This is a genomic window from Streptomyces sp. NPDC041968, from assembly GCF_055589025.1.
This window is the reverse complement of sequence record NZ_JBVJCB010000009.1, coordinates 78315-95431: the sequence shown is the minus strand read 5'-3', so window position 1 is coordinate 95431 and position 17117 is coordinate 78315. Positions and strand designations below refer to the sequence as shown.

16 protein-coding genes are annotated in these 17117 nt (G+C 73.9%); 10 read left to right on the top strand and 6 right to left on the bottom strand.

Translation table 11 applies throughout. The annotated features are described in order from the left end of the window. Positions 1-9 precede the first annotated feature (9 nt). Both pcp and ACZ6EG_RS22275 read left to right on the top strand, forming a co-directional pair. On the top strand, positions 10-660 hold the full coding sequence (gene pcp, locus ACZ6EG_RS22280) for a pyroglutamyl-peptidase I (protein ID WP_391970465.1): 651 nt from the start codon (positions 10-12) through the stop codon (positions 658-660). Next, positions 660-1676, top strand: coding sequence for a DUF2891 domain-containing protein (locus ACZ6EG_RS22275; protein WP_391970464.1), 1017 nt, complete (start codon positions 660-662; stop codon positions 1674-1676). Before pcp ends, ACZ6EG_RS22275 begins: the two co-directional genes overlap by 1 nt. Before the next feature lie 81 nt (positions 1677-1757). On the opposite strand, the gene ACZ6EG_RS22270 is transcribed toward ACZ6EG_RS22275, so the two are convergent. Both ACZ6EG_RS22270 and ACZ6EG_RS22265 read right to left on the bottom strand, forming a co-directional pair. Then, positions 1758-2555, bottom strand: a complete 798-nt coding sequence (locus tag ACZ6EG_RS22270) for an alpha/beta fold hydrolase (RefSeq protein WP_469606866.1) — start codon at positions 2553-2555, stop codon at positions 1758-1760. Between the two features lie 86 nt (positions 2556-2641). Next, positions 2642-3313: a type III effector protein gene (locus tag ACZ6EG_RS22265; protein WP_469606863.1), complete on the bottom strand. Its 672-nt coding sequence runs from the start codon at positions 3311-3313 to the stop codon at positions 2642-2644. A 120-nt stretch (positions 3314-3433) separates the two neighbouring features. Here ACZ6EG_RS22265 and ACZ6EG_RS22260 point away from each other — a divergent pair, with 120 nt between their 5' ends. Together ACZ6EG_RS22260 and ACZ6EG_RS22255 are read left to right on the top strand one after the other, a co-directional pair. Continuing rightward, on the top strand, positions 3434-3871 hold the full coding sequence (locus ACZ6EG_RS22260; protein ID WP_469606861.1) for an Hsp20/alpha crystallin family protein: 438 nt from the start codon (positions 3434-3436) through the stop codon (positions 3869-3871). Positions 3872-4131: 260 nt separating this feature from the next. Further along, positions 4132-4512: a DUF2267 domain-containing protein gene (locus ACZ6EG_RS22255; protein WP_469607328.1), complete on the top strand. Its 381-nt coding sequence runs from the start codon at positions 4132-4134 to the stop codon at positions 4510-4512. Here the strand turns inward: ACZ6EG_RS22255 and ACZ6EG_RS22250 are convergent. Together ACZ6EG_RS22250 and malX are read right to left on the bottom strand one after the other, a co-directional pair. Then, complete coding sequence (locus ACZ6EG_RS22250; RefSeq protein WP_391970459.1) at positions 4496-5752, bottom strand: MalY/PatB family protein; 1257 nt, start codon at positions 5750-5752, stop codon at positions 4496-4498. The genes ACZ6EG_RS22255 and ACZ6EG_RS22250 overlap by 17 nt on opposite strands. 2 nt (positions 5753-5754) lie before the next feature. Continuing rightward, complete coding sequence (gene malX / locus ACZ6EG_RS22245; RefSeq protein ID WP_391970458.1) at positions 5755-7413, bottom strand: maltose/glucose-specific PTS transporter subunit IIBC; 1659 nt, start codon at positions 7411-7413, stop codon at positions 5755-5757. 208 nt (positions 7414-7621) lie between these two features. On the opposite strand from malX, the gene ACZ6EG_RS22240 reads away from it, so the two are divergent. Together ACZ6EG_RS22240 and ACZ6EG_RS22235 are read left to right on the top strand one after the other, a co-directional pair. Continuing rightward, positions 7622-8983 (top strand): phosphatase PAP2 family protein, encoded by a 1362-nt coding sequence (locus tag ACZ6EG_RS22240; RefSeq protein WP_469606851.1) that lies wholly within the window; start codon positions 7622-7624, stop codon positions 8981-8983. A gap of 97 nt (positions 8984-9080) precedes the next feature. After that, positions 9081-9872, top strand: coding sequence for a VOC family protein (locus ACZ6EG_RS22235; protein WP_391970456.1), 792 nt, complete (start codon positions 9081-9083; stop codon positions 9870-9872). A gap of 16 nt (positions 9873-9888) precedes the next feature. Here the strand turns inward: ACZ6EG_RS22235 and ACZ6EG_RS22230 are convergent, their stop codons facing one another. Then, the gene (locus ACZ6EG_RS22230) at positions 9889-11250 is read right to left on the bottom strand and encodes an APC family permease (RefSeq protein WP_391970455.1); all 1362 of its coding nucleotides are present in this window, start codon (positions 11248-11250) and stop codon (positions 9889-9891) included. A gap of 135 nt (positions 11251-11385) precedes the next feature. After that, entirely contained in the window at positions 11386-12045 is a 660-nt protein-coding gene (locus tag ACZ6EG_RS22225) for a hypothetical protein (protein ID WP_391970454.1), read from the bottom strand. A 709-nt stretch (positions 12046-12754) separates the two neighbouring features. Between ACZ6EG_RS22225 and ACZ6EG_RS22220 the strand changes: the two genes are divergently transcribed. From ACZ6EG_RS22220 to ACZ6EG_RS22205, 4 genes are all read left to right on the top strand, one after another. Then, positions 12755-13051 carry a B12-binding domain-containing protein gene (locus ACZ6EG_RS22220; protein WP_469606847.1) on the top strand — a complete coding sequence of 99 codons (297 nt, stop codon included), beginning with the start codon at positions 12755-12757 and terminating at the stop codon, positions 13049-13051. 513 nt (positions 13052-13564) lie between these two features. After that, a complete protein-coding gene (locus ACZ6EG_RS22215; RefSeq protein ID WP_469606844.1) occupies positions 13565-14782 on the top strand; it encodes a lycopene cyclase family protein in 1218 nt (405 codons plus the stop codon). Further along, complete coding sequence (locus tag ACZ6EG_RS22210; protein WP_391970450.1) at positions 14779-15510, top strand: class I SAM-dependent methyltransferase; 732 nt, start codon at positions 14779-14781, stop codon at positions 15508-15510. Before ACZ6EG_RS22215 ends, ACZ6EG_RS22210 begins: the two co-directional genes overlap by 4 nt. Then, complete coding sequence (locus ACZ6EG_RS22205; protein WP_469606839.1) at positions 15507-17078, top strand: FAD-dependent oxidoreductase; 1572 nt, start codon at positions 15507-15509, stop codon at positions 17076-17078. The genes ACZ6EG_RS22210 and ACZ6EG_RS22205 overlap by 4 nt, the downstream gene beginning before the upstream one ends. The last annotated feature ends 39 nt before the right edge of the window (positions 17079-17117 follow it).

Genomic DNA, 17117 nt, shown 5'->3' with positions numbered 1-17117 from the left:
GGAACGCCCATGCCCCGTGTCCTCGTCACCGGCTTCGCCCCCTTCGGCGGCGAGAGCGTGAACCCGTCCTGGCAGGCGGCGACCCTGGTGGCCGCCGAGCCCCCCGCCGGCCTCACCGTCCGCGCCGTCGAACTGCCCTGCGCGTTCGGCACGTCCCTCGACGCCCTGCGGGACGCCGTCCGTACCGAAACCCCCGACCTGGTGCTCTGCCTGGGCCAGGCGGGCGGGCGGCCCGGCGTCACCGTCGAACGCGTCGGCATCAACGTCGACGACGCACGCATCCCGGACAACGCCGGCCGACAGCCCGTCGACGAACCGGTGGTCCCGGGCGGCCCCGCCGCCTACTTCTCCACCCTGCCCGTCAAGGCCTGCGTCGCCGCGATGCGCGAGGCCGGGGTGCCGGCCGCCGTCTCCCACACGGCCGGCACCTTCGTCTGCAACCACGTCGCCTACGGCCTCGGCCACCTCATCGCCACCGAGTTCCCGCGGGTACGGGGCGGTTTCGTGCACGTGCCCTGGGCGCCGGAACAGGTCCCCGACGGGACCGCTCCGTCCCTGCCGCCCGCCACCGTCGCCCACGGCCTGCGCGCGCTGCTGGCCACCGCCGCCCGCACGCCGGCGGGACGGGACCTGAAGGTCACCGAAGGAGCCACCCACTGATGCCGCTCAGCGCCCACGCGTCCCGGTTCGCCGGGATCGCCCTCGCCAACATCACCCGCGAGTACCCCAACTTCCCCGCCCACCTGATCACCGCCCCCGACGAACACCCGGAGCCCAGGTCCCTGCACCCCGCCTTCTACGGGGCCTACGACTGGCACTCCTCGGTGCACATGCACTGGCTGCTCGTCCGGCTGCTGCGGCGGCACGGCGGTCCCCCCGCCCTGCCCGGCACCGGACCGGCCGTCGACGTACTCGACCGGCACCTCACCCCCGAGAACCTCGCCGTCGAGGCGGCCTACCTCCGGGCCCGCCCCTCCTTCGAGCGGCCCTACGGCTGGGCCTGGCTGCTCGCCCTCGCCGCCGAGTGCCGCGCCCTCCCCGGCGAGGCGGGCACCCGCTGGGCCGGGGCGCTCCAACCGGCCGTCGCCGCCGTGGACGACCTGCTGGCCGACTGGCTGCCCAAGGCCACGTATCCGGTGCGCCACGGCAACCATCCCAACAGCGCCTTCGCGCTGGGCCTCGCGCTCGACTCGGGCGAGCTGTCGGCCGCCACCGACCGGGCCGTACGGGAACGCCTGCTGGCCTGGTTCGCCGACGACCACGACGCGCCCGCGCACTGGGAGCCGTCGGGACAGGACTTCCTCTCCCCGGCGCTGACCGAGGCCGACACGATGCGCAGGGTGCTCCCCGAGGGGGACTTCCCGGCCTGGCTCGACCGCTTCCTGCCCGCGCTGGGCACCGGCGCCCCCTGCCCACCGCTCGACGTGCCGGTCGTCTCCGACCACGCGGACCCGCAGATCGGCCATCTGCTCGGGCTGACGCTCAGCAGGGCCGCCGCTCTCCGCGCCCTCGCGGACGCCCTGCCGGACGGCGCGGTGCGCAGCCGCCTGGACACAGCGGCCGACGAGCACCTCGCGGCGGGCCTGCCGGCGGTGGAGCGCGGCGACTTCACCACCGACCACTGGCTGGCCACGTTCGCCGCGCTGGCCCTGGACCCGGTCGCCGCCGACCGGTGATCCGGGCGCGTCCCGCGGCGACGGCCGTGCCGTGGCGCGTCCCTCCCGGGGCTCCTGAAGCCACCCGGTCAGGCCGTCCGGTCAGGCCGTCCGGGCGGGCGCCGTCGCGCGGCGGACCGGCATCAGGGTCTCGACCGCGTCCTGCGCCAGGTGGTCGAGGACCAGCCGCTTCACCGCGTCCGGCTTCTCCAGCGGCACCACGTGGGACGCACCGGGGACGACGGCCAGCTGGGAGTTCGGAACCGCCCGGTAGAGCGCGACCGTGTGCTCCAGCGTGACCAGGTCGTCGTCCCCGACCACGACGAGGGTCGGCGCCTCGATCCGGGCCAGGTCCTCGGGGGAGAGCGTCGGCTGGGTGCGCCACATGTCGACGACCTTGGCCGCCACCACCGGCCAGTGGTCCGCGCCGTCCGGCGTCACGGCCTCGTACAGCTCGCGGAAGAACGCGAGGTCCTCGCCGTCCGGCGTCATCGCGTCGAGCATCGCGGGCTCGGCGAAGCACTCGGGGGCGGGGCGGAAGTTGGCCCCGATCACCACGGCCTTCCGCACGAGGTCGGGACGCGCGAGCGCGACGAGCAGCGCGACGACACCCCCGTCGCTCCACCCGACCAGGTGCGCCGGCTCCCCGACGACCGTCTCCAGGAAGTCCACCGTGTCGTCGGCCATCGCCTCGTACGACAGCGGCCCCTCGACGTCGGGGGTGTGCCCGTGCGCGCGCCGCTCGGGCAGGAAGAGGCGGTGAACCGCGGCCAGGTCCGGGCGCAGCGCACCCCACGTGTCGTTGGTGCAGAAGCCGCCGTGCAGCAGGACCAGGGGATCACCGGTCCCCTCGGTCTCGTACCAGGTCCTGACACCAGGAAGGTCGGCGTAGTCGCCCATCGCTCCAGGCCCTCTCCGGCCGCGGTCGTCTCCCGGCCAGTCTCCGCCGCCTCCCCCGGGCCCGCAATGCGGCACGGTCGCGCCGCTCAGCGGGCCGCACCTCCTTCCGGAGCGCTCCGCTCGCCCGTCCCGGCGCGGCGGAGCCGGTCCGCGCTGCGGGCGACGGTGTCCAGGCGTGCCGCCAGCTCCGCGTGATCGTCCGGAAGGTGCTCACGGGCGCCGGTCAGCGGGCCGAGGAGACCGGCGGCGTCGTCGTGCCCGAGGGCCCGTACGAGGGGTGTGCGGGCCTCGGCCGGCAGCTCGGCGAGGGCGGCGACCTGGCCGGCGAGCTGGCGGAGGCCGGCCGCGTTGCCCCGTGCCCAGGCGGTGACGGCGCGGTCGGCGGCCCGGCTGTCCCGGGTGGCCCGCACGCGCTCTTCGCCGGTGGTGCCGGGGGCTCCGGGCCGCAGCCGAAGGTACCGGCGTTCGGCGGCCTGCCGGCTGGCGACACCGAGGGGACGGGCGAGGTCGGCCCAGCTCGCGCCCGCGTCCCGGGCGGTCTCGATCAGTCCCGTCTCCCAGCCCGCGAGCTGGTCGCGCACCTCGCGCAGCAGCAGCAGCGCGGCGAGTGCCTGGTCGGAGCCGACCTCGGTGCCGCTCCGCTCGGTGCTGCGCGGTCGCTGCGCGGTCTGTACGGCCTGCTCGATCACCGCCAGTGCCGCCTGGGCGGCGAGGAAGGACGCGGGCCGTGCACCGGCCTCCCGGGGCTCAGCGGTCATGGCCACCTCCGTGGTGTCACCCGTTGGATGACGTCGTCGCTTGTCATCGTTTCGATGACATGCTACAAGAGATACAGAAACAGCGCATGAGCGAATCCGCTCGATGTAGGAGGTGTTCCGATGCTGATGCGCACCGACCCCTTCCGTGAGTTCGACCGCATCGCCCAGCAGTTGCTCGGCGGTCCGACCGGCACCTGGTCCCGTCCCTCGGCGATGCCCATGGACGCCTACCGGGAGGGCGACTCGTACGTGATCGCCCTCGATCTGCCCGGTGTCGACCCGGAAGCGATCGACATCGACGTCGAACGCAACATGCTGACCGTCCGGGCCGAACGCCGCCCCGCTCCCAAGAGCGAAGGCGTGCAGATGGAGCTGTCGGAACGCCCCCTGGGCGTCTTCTCCCGGCAGGTGATGCTGGCGGACACCCTCGACACCGAGCACATCACCGCCGACTACGAGGCGGGCGTGCTCACCCTGCGTGTTCCGATCGCCGAGCGGGCCAAGCCCCGCAAGATCTCCATCGCCGGCGCGTCGGACCGCAAGGAGATCTCCGGCTGAGCGGCGGCCGCACCGGCAGCGGCGGAGGACCGCACGCCCCGCGCCCCGCCTCCTCCGCCGCGCCCGCGGCAGCCTGCGCACCGGCGCTGCCCCGGCTCCGTCGCCCACCGCCGCGGGCCGTCCGGCACCCCGGCTCCCACGACGAGAAGCCTCCACCACGAACGAGGAAGGATCCCTCACCGATGCAGTCCCTGACGGCCCGGGTTCCGGCGGCGGCCACAGCCACAGCCACGGCCGAACCGGACACGCCGTACGTCCGGATGCTGGAGCAGGTCCGCTACAACGGCGCCTACGCCACGCGCGAGCGGGCCGAGGAGGTCGTGACCGCCGTGCTGGCCGCCCTCGGCCGCCGGGTCACCGGCGAGGAGCGCGTCGAGCTGGCGGCCCGGCTGCCCCGGGAGGCCGCGCGGATCTTCGCGGCGGAGGCGCCCGTGGCCGAACCGATGACCGGCTGGGGTTTCGTCCGGGACCTCGCCGACCGTACCGGCGGTTCCCTCGCCACGACGCGCTGGGACGTCGGCTCCGTCCTCGGGGTGGTCGCCCGCCTCGCCGGTCCCGACCTGCTCGACCGCGTCATCGCCCAGCTCCCGTCCGGCTACGGCATCCTCTTCGGCCGCGCCGAACTCATCCAGGCGGCGTGACCGGGCCCCGGTCCGCGGCGGGGGCGGCGTGCGGCCCCGCCGCCGTGAGCCGGCGCAGCGCGCGCACCAGGGCCTCGACGCCCGCCCGCGCCTTGGACCGGGGGCAGCCGACGTTGAGCCGCACCCGTCCCGCAGCGCCGTAGGCGGCGCCGGGCATGACGGCCACCTTCTCCACCTCCACGAGTTCACGCTGCAGCGCGTCGTCGTCGACGCCGAGGGGCCGCAGGTCGATCCAGGCCAGGTAACCGGCCTGCGGCGGCTCCCAGCCGAGCTGCCCGAACTCCTCGTGCAGCCGGTCGGCGACCATCGCGAGGTTGCCCGCGAGGTAAGCGCGCAGGGCGTCCAGCCAGGCCGCACCCTCCCGGTACGCGGCGATGTGTCCGACCAGTGAGAGCACGGCGGGGGAGGACAGGCCGTCCGCCTCCTTGAGCTGCCGGAGGAAGGCGTCGCGCGACGCGGGATCGCCGATGATGCCGTAACTACCGGTCAGAGCGGGCACGTTGAACGACTTCGAGGCCGAGGTGAGCACGGCCCACCGCCCCTCGCCGCCGTGCCGTACCCAGGGACGGTGGACGTGCGGGGCGTACGCCAGGTCGGAGTGGATCTCGTCGCTGATGACCGCCACGTCGTACCGTGCGCACCACCGGGCCATCCGGTCCAGCTCGCCGGCGGACCACACCCTGCCCGTCGGGTTGTGCGGTGAGCACAGCAGCAGTACGGCCGTGTCGGGGAGCGCCAGGAGCCGCTCCAACTCCGCCCAGTCGTCGACCGGACACTCCCGGAGCCGCCGTCCCGCCGCCGCCACCGTCTTGGGGAACGCGTCGTACATGGGGGTGTGGACGACCACGCCGTCACCGGGCCGCGACCACAGCCGCAGGAGCCGCGCGACCTGGTAGACGACGGAGGGCGCGTAGACGATCGACTCGGGATCGACCTCCGTGGCGTGCCGCGTCGCGTACCAGTGGACGACGGCGGAGAGGAAGTCGTCCTGGCGCCACCGCGAGTAGCCGAGGACCCCGTGCTCCAGACGGCCGCGGAGCGCCGCCAGGATCTCCGGGGCGGTCTCGAAGTCCATGTCGGAGATCGTGAACGGCAGCAGGTCCGGCACACCGAAGCGGTCCTCGACGTAGTCCCACTGGGTGCACCAGGTGCCGTGCCGGTCGACCGGGGTGTCGAAGTCGTAGGGCGCCCGCGAGGCGTCGCGGGCCGGACCGGTGGAGGGGACGCGGGAGGAGGCCATGGTCACCCCACCGGGATCATCGAGGCGATGGCGTCCTTCACCGACTGGACCTGCGGGCCGATGACGACCTGGACGTTGTGGTCGTCGAGCTTGATGACCCCCACCGCCCCCAGTCGCTTCAGCCGCGCCTCGTCCACCCGTCCGGCGTCCCCGACCGTCATCCGCAGGCGCGTGATGCAGTTGTCCAGGGAGCGGATGTTGTCGGCGCCTCCGATCGCGTCGAGGATGGCGACGGCGTCGTACTTCCCCGCGACCAGGACGCGTTCAGGTTCCGCCGCGGCGTCCGACGCGGTCGCGCCGGGCGCGCCCGCGGGATCGACCGCACCGACGGGCCCGCCGGCCTCCTCGTCCTGCTCCCGGCCGTCCTGGGCCGGAGCCTCGTCGCGGCCCGGGGTCTTCAGGTCGAAGCGGGTGATGGCCCAGCGGAAGAGGAAGTAGTACACGGCGAACCACACCGCCGCGATCACGGGGATCAGGTACCACTTGGTCGAGGAGCCCTGGAGGACGCCGAAGACGAGCCAGTCGATGACGTTGCCGTCGGTGTTCCCGATGAACACGCCGAGCACGGCCGCGGTGAGGAAGCCGAGGCCCACGAGGACCGCGTGGAGGGCGTACAGCCACGGCGCGACGAAGAGGAAGAGGAACTCCAGCGGCTCCGTGATGCCGCCCACCACGCAGGCCACCACACCGGACACGAGCAGGGCCTTGATCTCCGGGCGCATCCGCCGGTTCGCGCAGTGGTACATCGCCAGTGCCGCGCCCGGCAGACCGCCCAGATAGGCGGCCATCTTGCCCTGGGAGAGGAAGTGCGTCGCGTCGGTGACGGCGGCGTTCGGCGCGGCCGAGCATTCCAGGTGGGCGTAGAACATGTTCAGTGCGCCGGAGACCTGGTCCCCGCACACGGCTCCCGAACCGCCGACGTCCGTGAAGCGGAACATCGCCACGAGGATGTGGTGCAGGCCGATCGGCCGCAGCAGCACCTCGCCCATGCCGAAGAAGAACGGACCGAACACCCCGGTGTGGCCGATGCCCCGCCCGACGGCGGTGATCCAGCCGTTGAAGGTCGGCCAGACCAGCGGGATCAGCAGGCCGAGCACGCTCAGGACCAGCGCCGACACGATCGGGACGAAGCGCAGCCCGCCGAAGAAGGCCAGTGCGTCCGGCATCCGCTGGGTGCGGAACCGCCGGTGCAGCAGGCTGACAACGATGCCAACGGCCACGGCGCCCAGCAGGCCCGTGTCGATGGACTGCACGCCCAGCACGTCGGCGATGCCGTAGTGCTCGATCGCCTTCTCGTCCTCGAAGTCGACACCCTCGGCGGTGAGGTAGAAGTTCACCGCGAGGTTCATGGCGGCGAAGCCGACGAACCCGGAGAAGGCGGCGACACCCTTGTCCTCGCGGGCCAGACCGAGCGGAATCGCCATCGCGAAGAGCACGGGCAGGAACGTGAAGGCGACCAGACCGGTGTTGGCCATCCAGGTGAAGACGAGGTGCCAGCCCTCGCCCCTGAGGAAGGCAACGTTGTCAGTGACGGCCTCGCTGGAGAGGGAGGAGCCGATGCCCAGCATGATGCCGCAGAACGCGAGCAGGGCCACGGGGAGCATGAACGTCTTGCCGAGCCCCTGGAGGAATTCCCAGAGGGCGGCCTTGGTCTTCTGCATGTGAACGGGACTTTCGGGCCTGGGGGGGGACGGGAGGACGGAGGGGGCCGTTCCGCCGGACGGATCACATCACAGCGGGTCGGCGACTGTCCATGGCTCCGACCAGGGGCGGGACCCGCCCCACCGCACCGTTAGCATGTTCGAAATCGCATGTCCGTCTCCGTGATGTGTGATCTTGTGTCCGGTATCGAGCAAATGGCCCAGACAATTGAAGAAGACACCCACGCGCATACCCGCGCCGCGCCGCGGCCTCTCCCGCGCCGTCCCGCGTAGGCCGCGGACGAGGCTGCTGGCCTCGGCGGGGGTCGCGGTCCTCGCGTCCCTCCTGGCGCTGGAATGCGCCGCCCGACACCTGGGGCACCCGGGGCCGCTCACCGCTCAGTCGCGCGAGGTGATCCTCGCCCCGCACTCGGGGCCGCTGCTGTACGCCGGTCTGGCACTGACGATGGTGGTGCTCACCTGGCGGCAACGGGCCATCGCGGCCGGCGCCGCGATCGGTGTCGACCTCGCCTTCTGGCTGGTGCGGTGGGCCGTCGGCGCCGAGATGAACTTCGGCAACGGCGCGCTCTGGGTGGTGCTGGGCTGCGCAGTCGTCGCCGTCACCCGACGGGCCGGCCGGGAACGGGTGCTGCTCCTCAAGGGCGCCGGACTGGGCCTGCTGCTGGTCGCGGGCCACAAGACGGGGGACACCTGGCTGCTCATCACGTCGAGAACCCGCCCGCTGGTGCTCGACCAGTACCTGGCCACCGCCGATCACGCGCTGGGCGACCCCTCCTGGCTGGTCGGCCGCCTCCTCGACGCCACCGGACCGGTCGGCGTCCACACCCTGGAACTCGTCTACGGGCAACTCCCGCTGGCGGCGGCCCTCGTCGGGCTGTACCAACTGCGCCACGTGGCCGCCGAGCGCCGCTTCCCGGCCCACCACCTGGTGCGGACGTTCCTGGTCATCGGCCTCCTCGGCCCGGCCGTCTACATGGTCTTCCCGGTCGTCGGACCGGTCTACGCCTTCGGCGCCGACGGCGGCCAGTGGGCCCTGGCCGACGTGTGGCCGAACACGCCGCCGTCCCTCGGCGTCCCGCACGCGATGCCCTTCGACGCCGTCACCCCGCGCAACTGCATGCCCAGCCTGCACACGGCCTGGGCGACCACGCTCTTCATCCACTCCCGCGGCGGCTCACGGTCGATGCGGTACGCGGGCACCTTCTGGCTGGTCGCCACCCTCGCCGCGACGCTGGGCTTCGGCTACCACTACGGCGTGGACCTCCTCGCCGGAGTGGTCTTCGCCCTCACCGTCGAGGCGGCGATGCGCTCGCTCGCGCGGGGCTGGGACCGCTCGGGCACCCGGCTCGTCACCTACGGCGCGGCGGTCTTCACCGCGCTCCTGGTGTCGTACCGCTTCCTGCCCGGGGAGATGGCCGCCCGCCCCTGGCTGGCCGGACCGCTGCTCCTCCTGGTGACGGCCTCGGTGATCCTCGGCTATGTGCGGACCACCGGGACGTGGGAGTCGAAGGCCGTACCGGAACCCCACCCCGCACCGAGGGCGGCCACACCGCAGCCCGAACCCGTCTGAGCCGGGCGACGCCGCCTGCCGCCCAGTCGGACAACGGGCGGGCGTCCGCGCACGGTGTCACGCTGGAGCGGACAGGAAACTGCGAAAGGGCACCGCCGTGATCACCACTGACTTCGTCCCCGGCTCCCCCTGCTGGCTCGACCTCGGCACTCCCGACGTCCGCGGCGCCGCGGCCTTCTACGGCGCCGTGTTCGGCTGGGACTTCGAGTCCATGGGGGAGGACGTCGAGGGCGGCATGTTCCGCAAGGACGGCAAGATCGTCGCCGGTATCGGCCGGCTCACCGAGGAGGGCGCGCGCTCCGCCTGGATGGTCTACTACCGCGTCGCCGACGCGGACGCCACGACCCAGGCCGTGCGGCAGGCGGGCGGTACGGTCCGGGTGGCGCCGATGGATCTGGACCACTGGGGCCGGATGGCCCAGTACAGCGATCCGGCGGGTGGCCAGTTCGCCGCGTGGCAGCCGGGCAGCACCCAGGGCGTCGAGCTGGTGGACCAGCCCGGTTCGCTGTGCTGGACGGAGCTGTACACGAGCGACGCGGCGGCGGCCAAGGAGTTCTACGGCGGTGTCCTCGGCTGGCAGTTCGGTGACATGGAGATGCCGGGCGGCGGGGGCACGTACTCGCTCATCACGCCCGCGGGTCTCCCCGAGGAGCGCATGCACGGCGGTCTCATGGAGCTGCGCGAGCAGGACCTCGCCCTGGCGGACGGCCGCCCGTACTGGCACCCGGTCTTCGCCGTCACCGACTGCGACGCCGCCGTCGCCGCCGTCCTCGGGAGCGGCGGCAGCGTACAGATGGGTCCCGAGGACGCGGAGGGCGTCGGCCGGCTGGCCCTGTGCCTCGATCCGTCGAACGCGGACTTCGTGGTGCTCGCGCCGGCCCGGGCGTGAGAGGACCCGTGACAGGTCACCGCTCCGGGCGCAACCGCATGACCAGCTTGTTCACACCCCACAGCGCGACGCCGATGGCCACCAGTACGCCGGCGCGGATGTAGACGTCCGCCGCCCGCTCCGCGAGGGGGCTCGCCAGAACCAGGGCCGTGAGCGCGCCGAGGACCGGCAGGATCGTCGGTGTACGGAAGTGCCGGTGCTCCACCCGGTCCTTGCGGAGCACCAGGACCGTCACGTTGACCACGGCGAACACGCAGAGCAGGAGGAACGACGTGGTGTCGCCGAGGCCCTCGATCTCGCCGGTCGACACCAGACCGAGGGCGAGCAGGGTGACGAAGACGATGCCGGTGATCGGCGTGCGCCGCCGGGGGAGCACCTTGCCCATGGCACGCGGCAGGACCCGTTCGTTGGCCAGTCCGTAGCAGAGCCGTGAGGCCATCATGATGTTGATCAGCGCGGAGTTGGTGACCGCGAAGAGCGCGATCAGGGCGAACAGTTTGGGCGGGAAGTCGACGCCGCCCGCCTTGACGACCTCCAGCAGCGGGCCGCTGGACGCCTCCAGGGTGCGGTAGTCCACGAGCAGCGACGACACCAGCGCCACGAGGACGTAGATGACGCCCGTCACGGCGACACCGACGAAGATCGCCCGGGGGAAGGTGCGGACCGGGTCCTGCGTCTCCTCGGCCATGTTGACGGAGTCCTCGAAGCCGACGAAGGCGAAGAAGCCGAGTGCCGTCGCCCCGAGCACCCCGGTGATCAGCGCGTATCCGGTACCCGAGCCCTCGAACTCGCCCAGCCGGGAGGATTCCCCGTCACCGCTGAACACCGCCCACGCACCGATCCCGAGGATCACCAGGAGCCCGGTCAGCTCCACGATCGTCAGCACCACGTTGGTCTTCACGGACTCCGACACGCCCCGCAACGCCAGGCAGGAGAGCGCGAGGAGGAACACGATCGCGATCAGGGTCGGCGGGATCGCGTCGGTGAACTCCTGGAAGTAGTCGCCGCTGAAGGCACGGGCCGCCGCGCTGGCGGACGACAGGCCCGAGCACATGACCATGAAGGCGACGATGAAGGTCAGGAACGGCACCTTGAACGCCTTCTGCGTGTACAGCGCGGCGCCGGCCGCCTTCGGGTACTTGCCGACCAGCTCCACGTACGAGGCGGCGGTGAGGAGCGCGACGACGAACCCGATCAGGAACGGCAGCCACAGCGCGCCGCCGACCTTGCCCGCCACCTTGCCCGTGGTGGCGTAGATCCCGGTGCCGAGGATGTCGCCGATGACGAAGAGGATCAGCAACTTGGGGCCGATGGCACGCTTGAGCGACGGTGCCCCGCCGTCCGGTGCGTCGGTGGTCCGCGGCTCGGCTGTGCTCATGCGACACCCCTCCCGTTCCGTGTGCAGAAGGTTCTGCCCTGCGGGCCGGACGAGATGCATGTAACCGACCGTCACAGCGGAACGGGTCCCGACACGTCGGGAGCGGGGGAATCCGGCCTCAGGGGCCGTGTCGGTTCACGCCTGGTACCAGCCGAGAGCCCCCGCGCCCTCGGAGGGGTCGAACGACTGGTGGAGCCCCACCAGCGCGGTGACCAGACGGGGGTCCCACCCGGGCGTCAGCACCCGGTAGTCGTCGGCCACGCCGCGGAAGACGATATGGGCCCGCCCGGTGCCGTCCCGCCAGATCACACGGCGGGGCGGCCCGAACCCGCCGTCGCCCTCGCCGAGGATGGACGTGATCGCCCACAGCAGGCTGACCGTCAGCCCGACCGGCCACCACAGGGCCCACCACACCAGGCGGCCCCGGTAGCCCCGCAGGGCGGGACCGGTGGCCGGTTCCACGGTCCACCGCGTCCGGCCGGGCCGGAAGGAGCGCCGGCGCCGCATCGTGATCCGCCCGAGCGGCGCGCCGGACTGATCCTCGACCCGGTAGACGGCGGCGTGCCCGCTCACGCGCGGGCCCAGGGGCCGCTCGGTGACCACGCGCGCCCACGGCCCCTGCGTGTCGGGAAGGACGTGGAAGGCCCGGACGGAGCGGTACCGGTCCGGCGCGGGGGCGGGGTCGTCGGGGCAGAGCCGAAGGGCTCCTCCTCCGGCGTCCGGTCCGCCGCCGCTGACGACGGCCGGCGGAAAGACCCCGTACCTCACCTCGTAGGTCACTCGCCCTGGAGTCATGCTCCGCGTCTCCCTCTCCCCGTTCGACGGCCCGGTGGGATGCTCTCATCCGGGGCCGCGGGGGCGGCGGGCAGGTCGTCCGTGCGCGAGCAGGGGTGCCGGTCGCGGAGGACCGGACGGGATGCGGAGAGCTTCTCGGGCTCCCCGCCGGACGTCAGGGACGCCGGCGTTCCGGACCCGTCCGGTGGGCGGTGCGAACCCGGTCCCAGAACCGCCGGCCGGACTCGCGGACCGGCCCGCGACCCGCCCGTGCCGACCGATGCCGGACGACGAGGGCCACCGCGACGACAGCGGCACCGGCGGCCAGGACACGTGCGGCGAGGCTCCCGCGTCCGACGACGCCGGCCGGCCGCGTGAGCCGGTCGCCGCCTGCCGCGCCGCCGGCGGGCCGGACGGCCGGGCGTCGTCGTGGGTGCGGGGGCGTCCGGGCCTCGCGCGACACCTCTGGTCCGTACCTGGGACCGCCGCTACGGACTCGGACCCGCGGCGCACACCGGGGGGCGGCACCGGCGCTGGCCCCCGGGGACGTGGCGCGGCTGGAGCGTACGTGCGCGCTCACGGCGACCGGGCTGCCGCCCGCCGAGGCCGCCCCGCTGGCACGCCGCGACGAGACGCGGGCCGCGGCCCCCGGCCCCCCTGGGGGCCCGGCGAAGCAAGCGCCCCGGCCCGCGGCCGCAGCCGGGCGGGCAGCGGGCTGCGGCCGGGTGATGTGCGCCAGGAGCGCAAGGGCATCGCCCGTGCCGCCCTGCGGCTCGACGCCGCACTGGACGAACTGCTGCTCACCTCGACAGCGGACCACGGTCTGATCGCCGTCTGGACCGAGGTGATCGTGCCGACGCTCCAGGCCGTCGGCCGCAAGTGGGAGACATGGGGCGAGAAGTACGTCGGGGTCGAGCACTTCCTGTCCTGGCACGTGTCGCGGCGGTGCGCAGGACCGGGCCGGCCGCGGTGGGGCTGTGGGCGCAGTCGCGCGCCACCGCCAGCAGACCGCTGGCCCTGGACGTGACGCCCCCGCCCCCCCGCCCTCCCGCCCGCCCGGCCGGACGGGGCAGCGGGCGGCGGGCACCCGGCACCCGGTCACCGCGGGCGCAGGATCGGACCGGGCCGACAGGCGTGCCGCGCGGGAAGTCACCGCCGTCCTGGGGTACTGGTGGCGTCGGTACGTCAGTGGAGGTCGCCGCATCCGTGGACGGTCGGCGGCCCGAAGCAGGGATCGATGGCAAGTGGATCGTCGACCCCGGGGCCGGGAGCGAAGCGTGGAACTGAGCGGCGAGCGTGTGCGGATGACGGGTGCCGGAGCACCGGAGACCCGGCCCCGGCACCTGGACACCGAACACCTCGACACCGGGCACCGCGGCACGGGACGTACCGGCCGACCCGCGAGGTGCGCCCCGCCACCGCGCGGGGGCGGTGACCCGTGCCGGGTGGCGCGCCGCGCCGTCGGGGGCGTACCGGCAGCCGAGGCCGCACCCGCGCGACGCTCCAACGCGGACGGCACGCCCGACGAGGGGCGGACCCGGTGACCTCCGCGCCCGACCACACCTCCGACGTGGTCGTCCTCGGCGGCGGCGCGGCCGGTCTCAGCCTCGCGCACCGGCTGACCGGGACCGGCACCGCCACGGTGACCGTGGTCGAGCCGCCGGACGGCCCACCGCGCCCGGCGGAGCGCACGTGGTGCTACTGGGACCAGGGCCCCGGCGACCTCGACGACGCCGTCACCGCCTCCTGGCCGGTGCTGCGCGTGCACGGCGCCGACGGCCGGGAGGTCACCGTCGACCCGGCCCCCCTGACGTACCGCATGGTGCGCTCCACGGCGTTCGAGCGACTGGTCCACGCCCGGCTGGCCCGTTCACCCGGCGGGCGCCTCCTGCGGGCGACCGCGGACACGGTGCGCGACGTTCCCGGAGGCGCCGAGATCCGCTGCACCCTTCCCGGAGGACGCCCCCTGATCCTGCGCGCCCGTCGCGTCTTCGACTCGCGGCCGCTGCGCACCCTGCCACCGGCCCGGACACAGCTGCTGCAGCACTTCCGCGGCTGGTTCGTCCGCACTCCCACCGAACGCTTCGATCCCGCGGTCGCGGACCTGATGGACTTCCGGGTGCCCCAGCCGGCGCACGGGCTCGCCTTCGGCTACGTCCTGCCGCTGGCCCCGGACCGGGCGCTCGTGGAGTACACCGAGTTCTCCCGCACCGCGCTCACCACCGAGGCGTACGAGACGGCGCTCGGCCACTACTGCACCGACGTCCTGCGGCTCGGCCCGCTCACCGTGGAACGGACGGAGCAGGGCGGCATCCCGATGACCGACGCCCGCTTCCCCCGGCGGACCGGCAAGGCGGTCTTCCGCATCGGCACCGCCGGGGGCGCCACCCGCCCGGCCACCGGATACACCTTCGCCGCGGTGCAACGGCAGAGCAGGGCCATCGCCGCCGCGCTGAGCGAAGGGCACGGGACCGTCCCCGCACCCCACGGGCGGCGGGCGCTGGCCATGGACGCGATACTGCTGCGCGCCCTGGACACCGGGCGGATCGACGGCCCGGCCTTCTTCACCGACCTGTTCCGCCGCGTCCCGGCGGAGCGCCTGCTGCGCTTCCTCGACGGCGCCACCTCGCCCGGCGAGGAATGGCGCATCGGGCTGCGCACCCCCGTCCGTCCGATGCTCCGCACGGCGGTCGAACTGCCCTTCCTTCCCCGCCGCTCCCGAACCGCCGCCGCCAGAAACGGAGAGAACCACCGATGAGCCTGCTGCGCGACCACGAGCTGGCCCGCGCCTTCGACCGCGCCTCCCACTCCTACGACCGCCTCACCTCGCTCAACCCCGGCTACCGCACCGAACTCCTGCGCTCGGCCCGCCGTCTGAGGCTCCCCGGCGACGGAGCCGGGCTGCGCGTCCTCGACCTCGGCTGCGGCACCGGCGCCTCCACCCTCGCCCTGCTCCGGGCCGCGCCGCGCGCCCGGATCACCGCGGTGGACGCGTCGGCGGGCATGCTGCGCCGCGCGCTGGCCAAGCCGTGGCCCGCACGCGTGCGCTTCCTGCACCTGACCGCGGAGGAGGTCGCGACGTCCGGTGAGGGCCCCTTCGACGCGGTCTTCGCCGCCTACCTGTTCCGCAACGTCACCGATCCCGACGCGGTCCTCGGCAGCGTACGGACCCTGCTGCGGCCGGGCGGCCGGCTCGCCGTCCACGAGTACAGCCTCAGCGGCTCACCGACGCACCGGGCACTGTGGTCGGCGGTGTGCCGCGGCGTCGTCATCCCGGCGGGCACGCTCACCGGGGACGGTGCCCTCTACCGCCACCTCCGGCACAGTGTCACCGCCTTCGACACCGCCCCCGCCTTCGCCGGCCGACTGCGGCGAGCCGGCTTCACCGCAGTCCGCGTCGCCCCGGTCGCCGGCTGGCAGACGGGCATCGTGCACACCTTCCTGGCACGCAACGGCGCGGCCACCGCGACGGAGGACTCCCGGTGACCGCCCACCGCACCGGCGGCGCCGCCCGCCGGGGCCGTGACCGCAAGGCCGAGATCCTGACGCCCCCGCCCGGCAGGGACCGCTTCCCGCGCGGGCACGAGCCGTCCGTCGCGGTGATCGGGGGCGGCATCGCGGGTCTCGCCGCGGCCACCCTGCTGTCCGAGCGCGGAGCCCGCGTGACCGTGTACGAGCGGGAGGACGCCCTCGGCGGCCGGCTCTCCGGCCGGCCCACCAGGCTGGCGGACGGCTCCGCGGCGACCATGACCCGGGGGTTCCACGCCTTCTTCCGCCAGTACTACAACCTCCGCGGCCTGCTCCGGCGCACCGACCCGTCCCTCGCACGGCTCACCCCGCTCCCCGACTACCCCCTGCAGCACAGTGGCGGCCTGACGGACAGTTTCGCCCGAGTCCCGAGGACACCGCCGTTCAGCGCGCTCGGATTCGTCGCCCTGAGCCCCACCTTCGGCTGGCGGGACCTGGCCGCCATGGACGCCCGGGCGGCGCTGCCGCTGCTCGACGTGCGCGTGCCGGAGGTCTACGAGCGTTTCGACGAGGTCACCGCCACCGGGTTCCTGAACGGCGTGCGCTTCCCGGAGGCAGCCCACCACCTGGCGTTCGAGGTGTTCTCGCGCAGCTTCTTCGCCGACCCGCGGGAACTCTCCGCCGCCGAACTGCTGCTGATGTTCCACATCTACTTCCTCGGATCGGCCGAGGGGCTGCTCTTCGACGTACCGGGCGAGCCCTTCCCCCAGGCGCTCTGGGATCCGCTGGGCGACTACCTCCAGCGCCTCGGGGCGGACATCCGCACCGGCACGCCCGTGATCGACGTGGACCCCCTCGCCGACGGAGGAGCGCGGGTGCGCACCGACGCGGGCACCCGGCACCACCAGGCCGTGGTGCTCGCCCTCGACCCCGGGGGACTGCGCCGGCTCGTCACCGCGTCACCCCGTCTGGGCACGCCCGGCTGGCGCGCCGACGTCGACGCCCTGCGCACCGCGCCGCCCTTCCTCGTCTCCCGGCTCTGGCTCGACCGACCGGTCCGCGCCGACCGTCCCGGTTTCCTCGGCACCAGCGGTTACGACGGGCTGGACAACATCAGCGTCCTGGAACGGTACGAGGGCGAGGCCGGCCGCTGGGCCGAGCGGAACGGAGGCTCGGTCGTCGAGCTGCACGCCTACGCCGTGGACACCGGCGCGGAACCGGAGAAGGTGCAGGACATGCTCGTCGACCGGCTGCACCGGGTGTACCCGGAGACCCGCGAGGCGCGTGTCGTGGACGCCCGGCACGAATGGCGCTCGGACTGCCCGCTCTTCGCGGTCGGCTCCCACCGGCGGCGCCCCACCGTACGGACCCCCCACCCCTGGCTGACCCTGGCCGGCGACGCGATCCGCTGCGACCTGCCGGTCGCCCTCATGGAACGCGCCGCCACCACCGGCTTCCTGGCGGCGAACGCCCTGCTCGCCGAACGCGGCGTACGGGGACAGGTGCTGTGGACGGTCCCCCGGGCGGGACGCTCCGCCGCGCTGCGGACCCTCGGCGCCCTCGCCGGGCGGTCCGGCAGCCGCTGACCGGACCGGCCCCGCGTCACGCCGGGGACGGCGGCCTGA

Bases quoted from the DNA above. Each gene is read 5' to 3' on its own strand.
- malX (WP_391970458.1), bottom strand. From the start codon at position 7,413: ATGCAGAAGACCAAGGCCGCCCTCTGGGAATTCCTCCAGGGGCTCGGC.
- ACZ6EG_RS22230 (WP_391970455.1), bottom strand. From the start codon at position 11,250: ATGAGCACAGCCGAGCCGCGGACCACCGACGCACCGGACGGCGGGGCA.
- ACZ6EG_RS22255 (WP_469607328.1), top strand. From the start codon at position 4,132: ATGCTGGAGCAGGTCCGCTACAACGGCGCCTACGCCACGCGCGAGCGG.
- ACZ6EG_RS22265 (WP_469606863.1), bottom strand. From the start codon at position 3,313: ATGACCGCTGAGCCCCGGGAGGCCGGTGCACGGCCCGCGTCCTTCCTC.
- ACZ6EG_RS22275 (WP_391970464.1), top strand. From the start codon at position 660: ATGCCGCTCAGCGCCCACGCGTCCCGGTTCGCCGGGATCGCCCTCGCC.
- ACZ6EG_RS22210 (WP_391970450.1), top strand. From the start codon at position 14,779: ATGAGCCTGCTGCGCGACCACGAGCTGGCCCGCGCCTTCGACCGCGCC.
- ACZ6EG_RS22260 (WP_469606861.1), top strand. From the start codon at position 3,434: ATGCTGATGCGCACCGACCCCTTCCGTGAGTTCGACCGCATCGCCCAG.
- ACZ6EG_RS22270 (WP_469606866.1), bottom strand. From the start codon at position 2,555: ATGGGCGACTACGCCGACCTTCCTGGTGTCAGGACCTGGTACGAGACC.
- ACZ6EG_RS22225 (WP_391970454.1), bottom strand. From the start codon at position 12,045: ATGACTCCAGGGCGAGTGACCTACGAGGTGAGGTACGGGGTCTTTCCG.
- ACZ6EG_RS22250 (WP_391970459.1), bottom strand. From the start codon at position 5,752: ATGGCCTCCTCCCGCGTCCCCTCCACCGGTCCGGCCCGCGACGCCTCG.
- pcp (WP_391970465.1), top strand. From the start codon at position 10: ATGCCCCGTGTCCTCGTCACCGGCTTCGCCCCCTTCGGCGGCGAGAGC.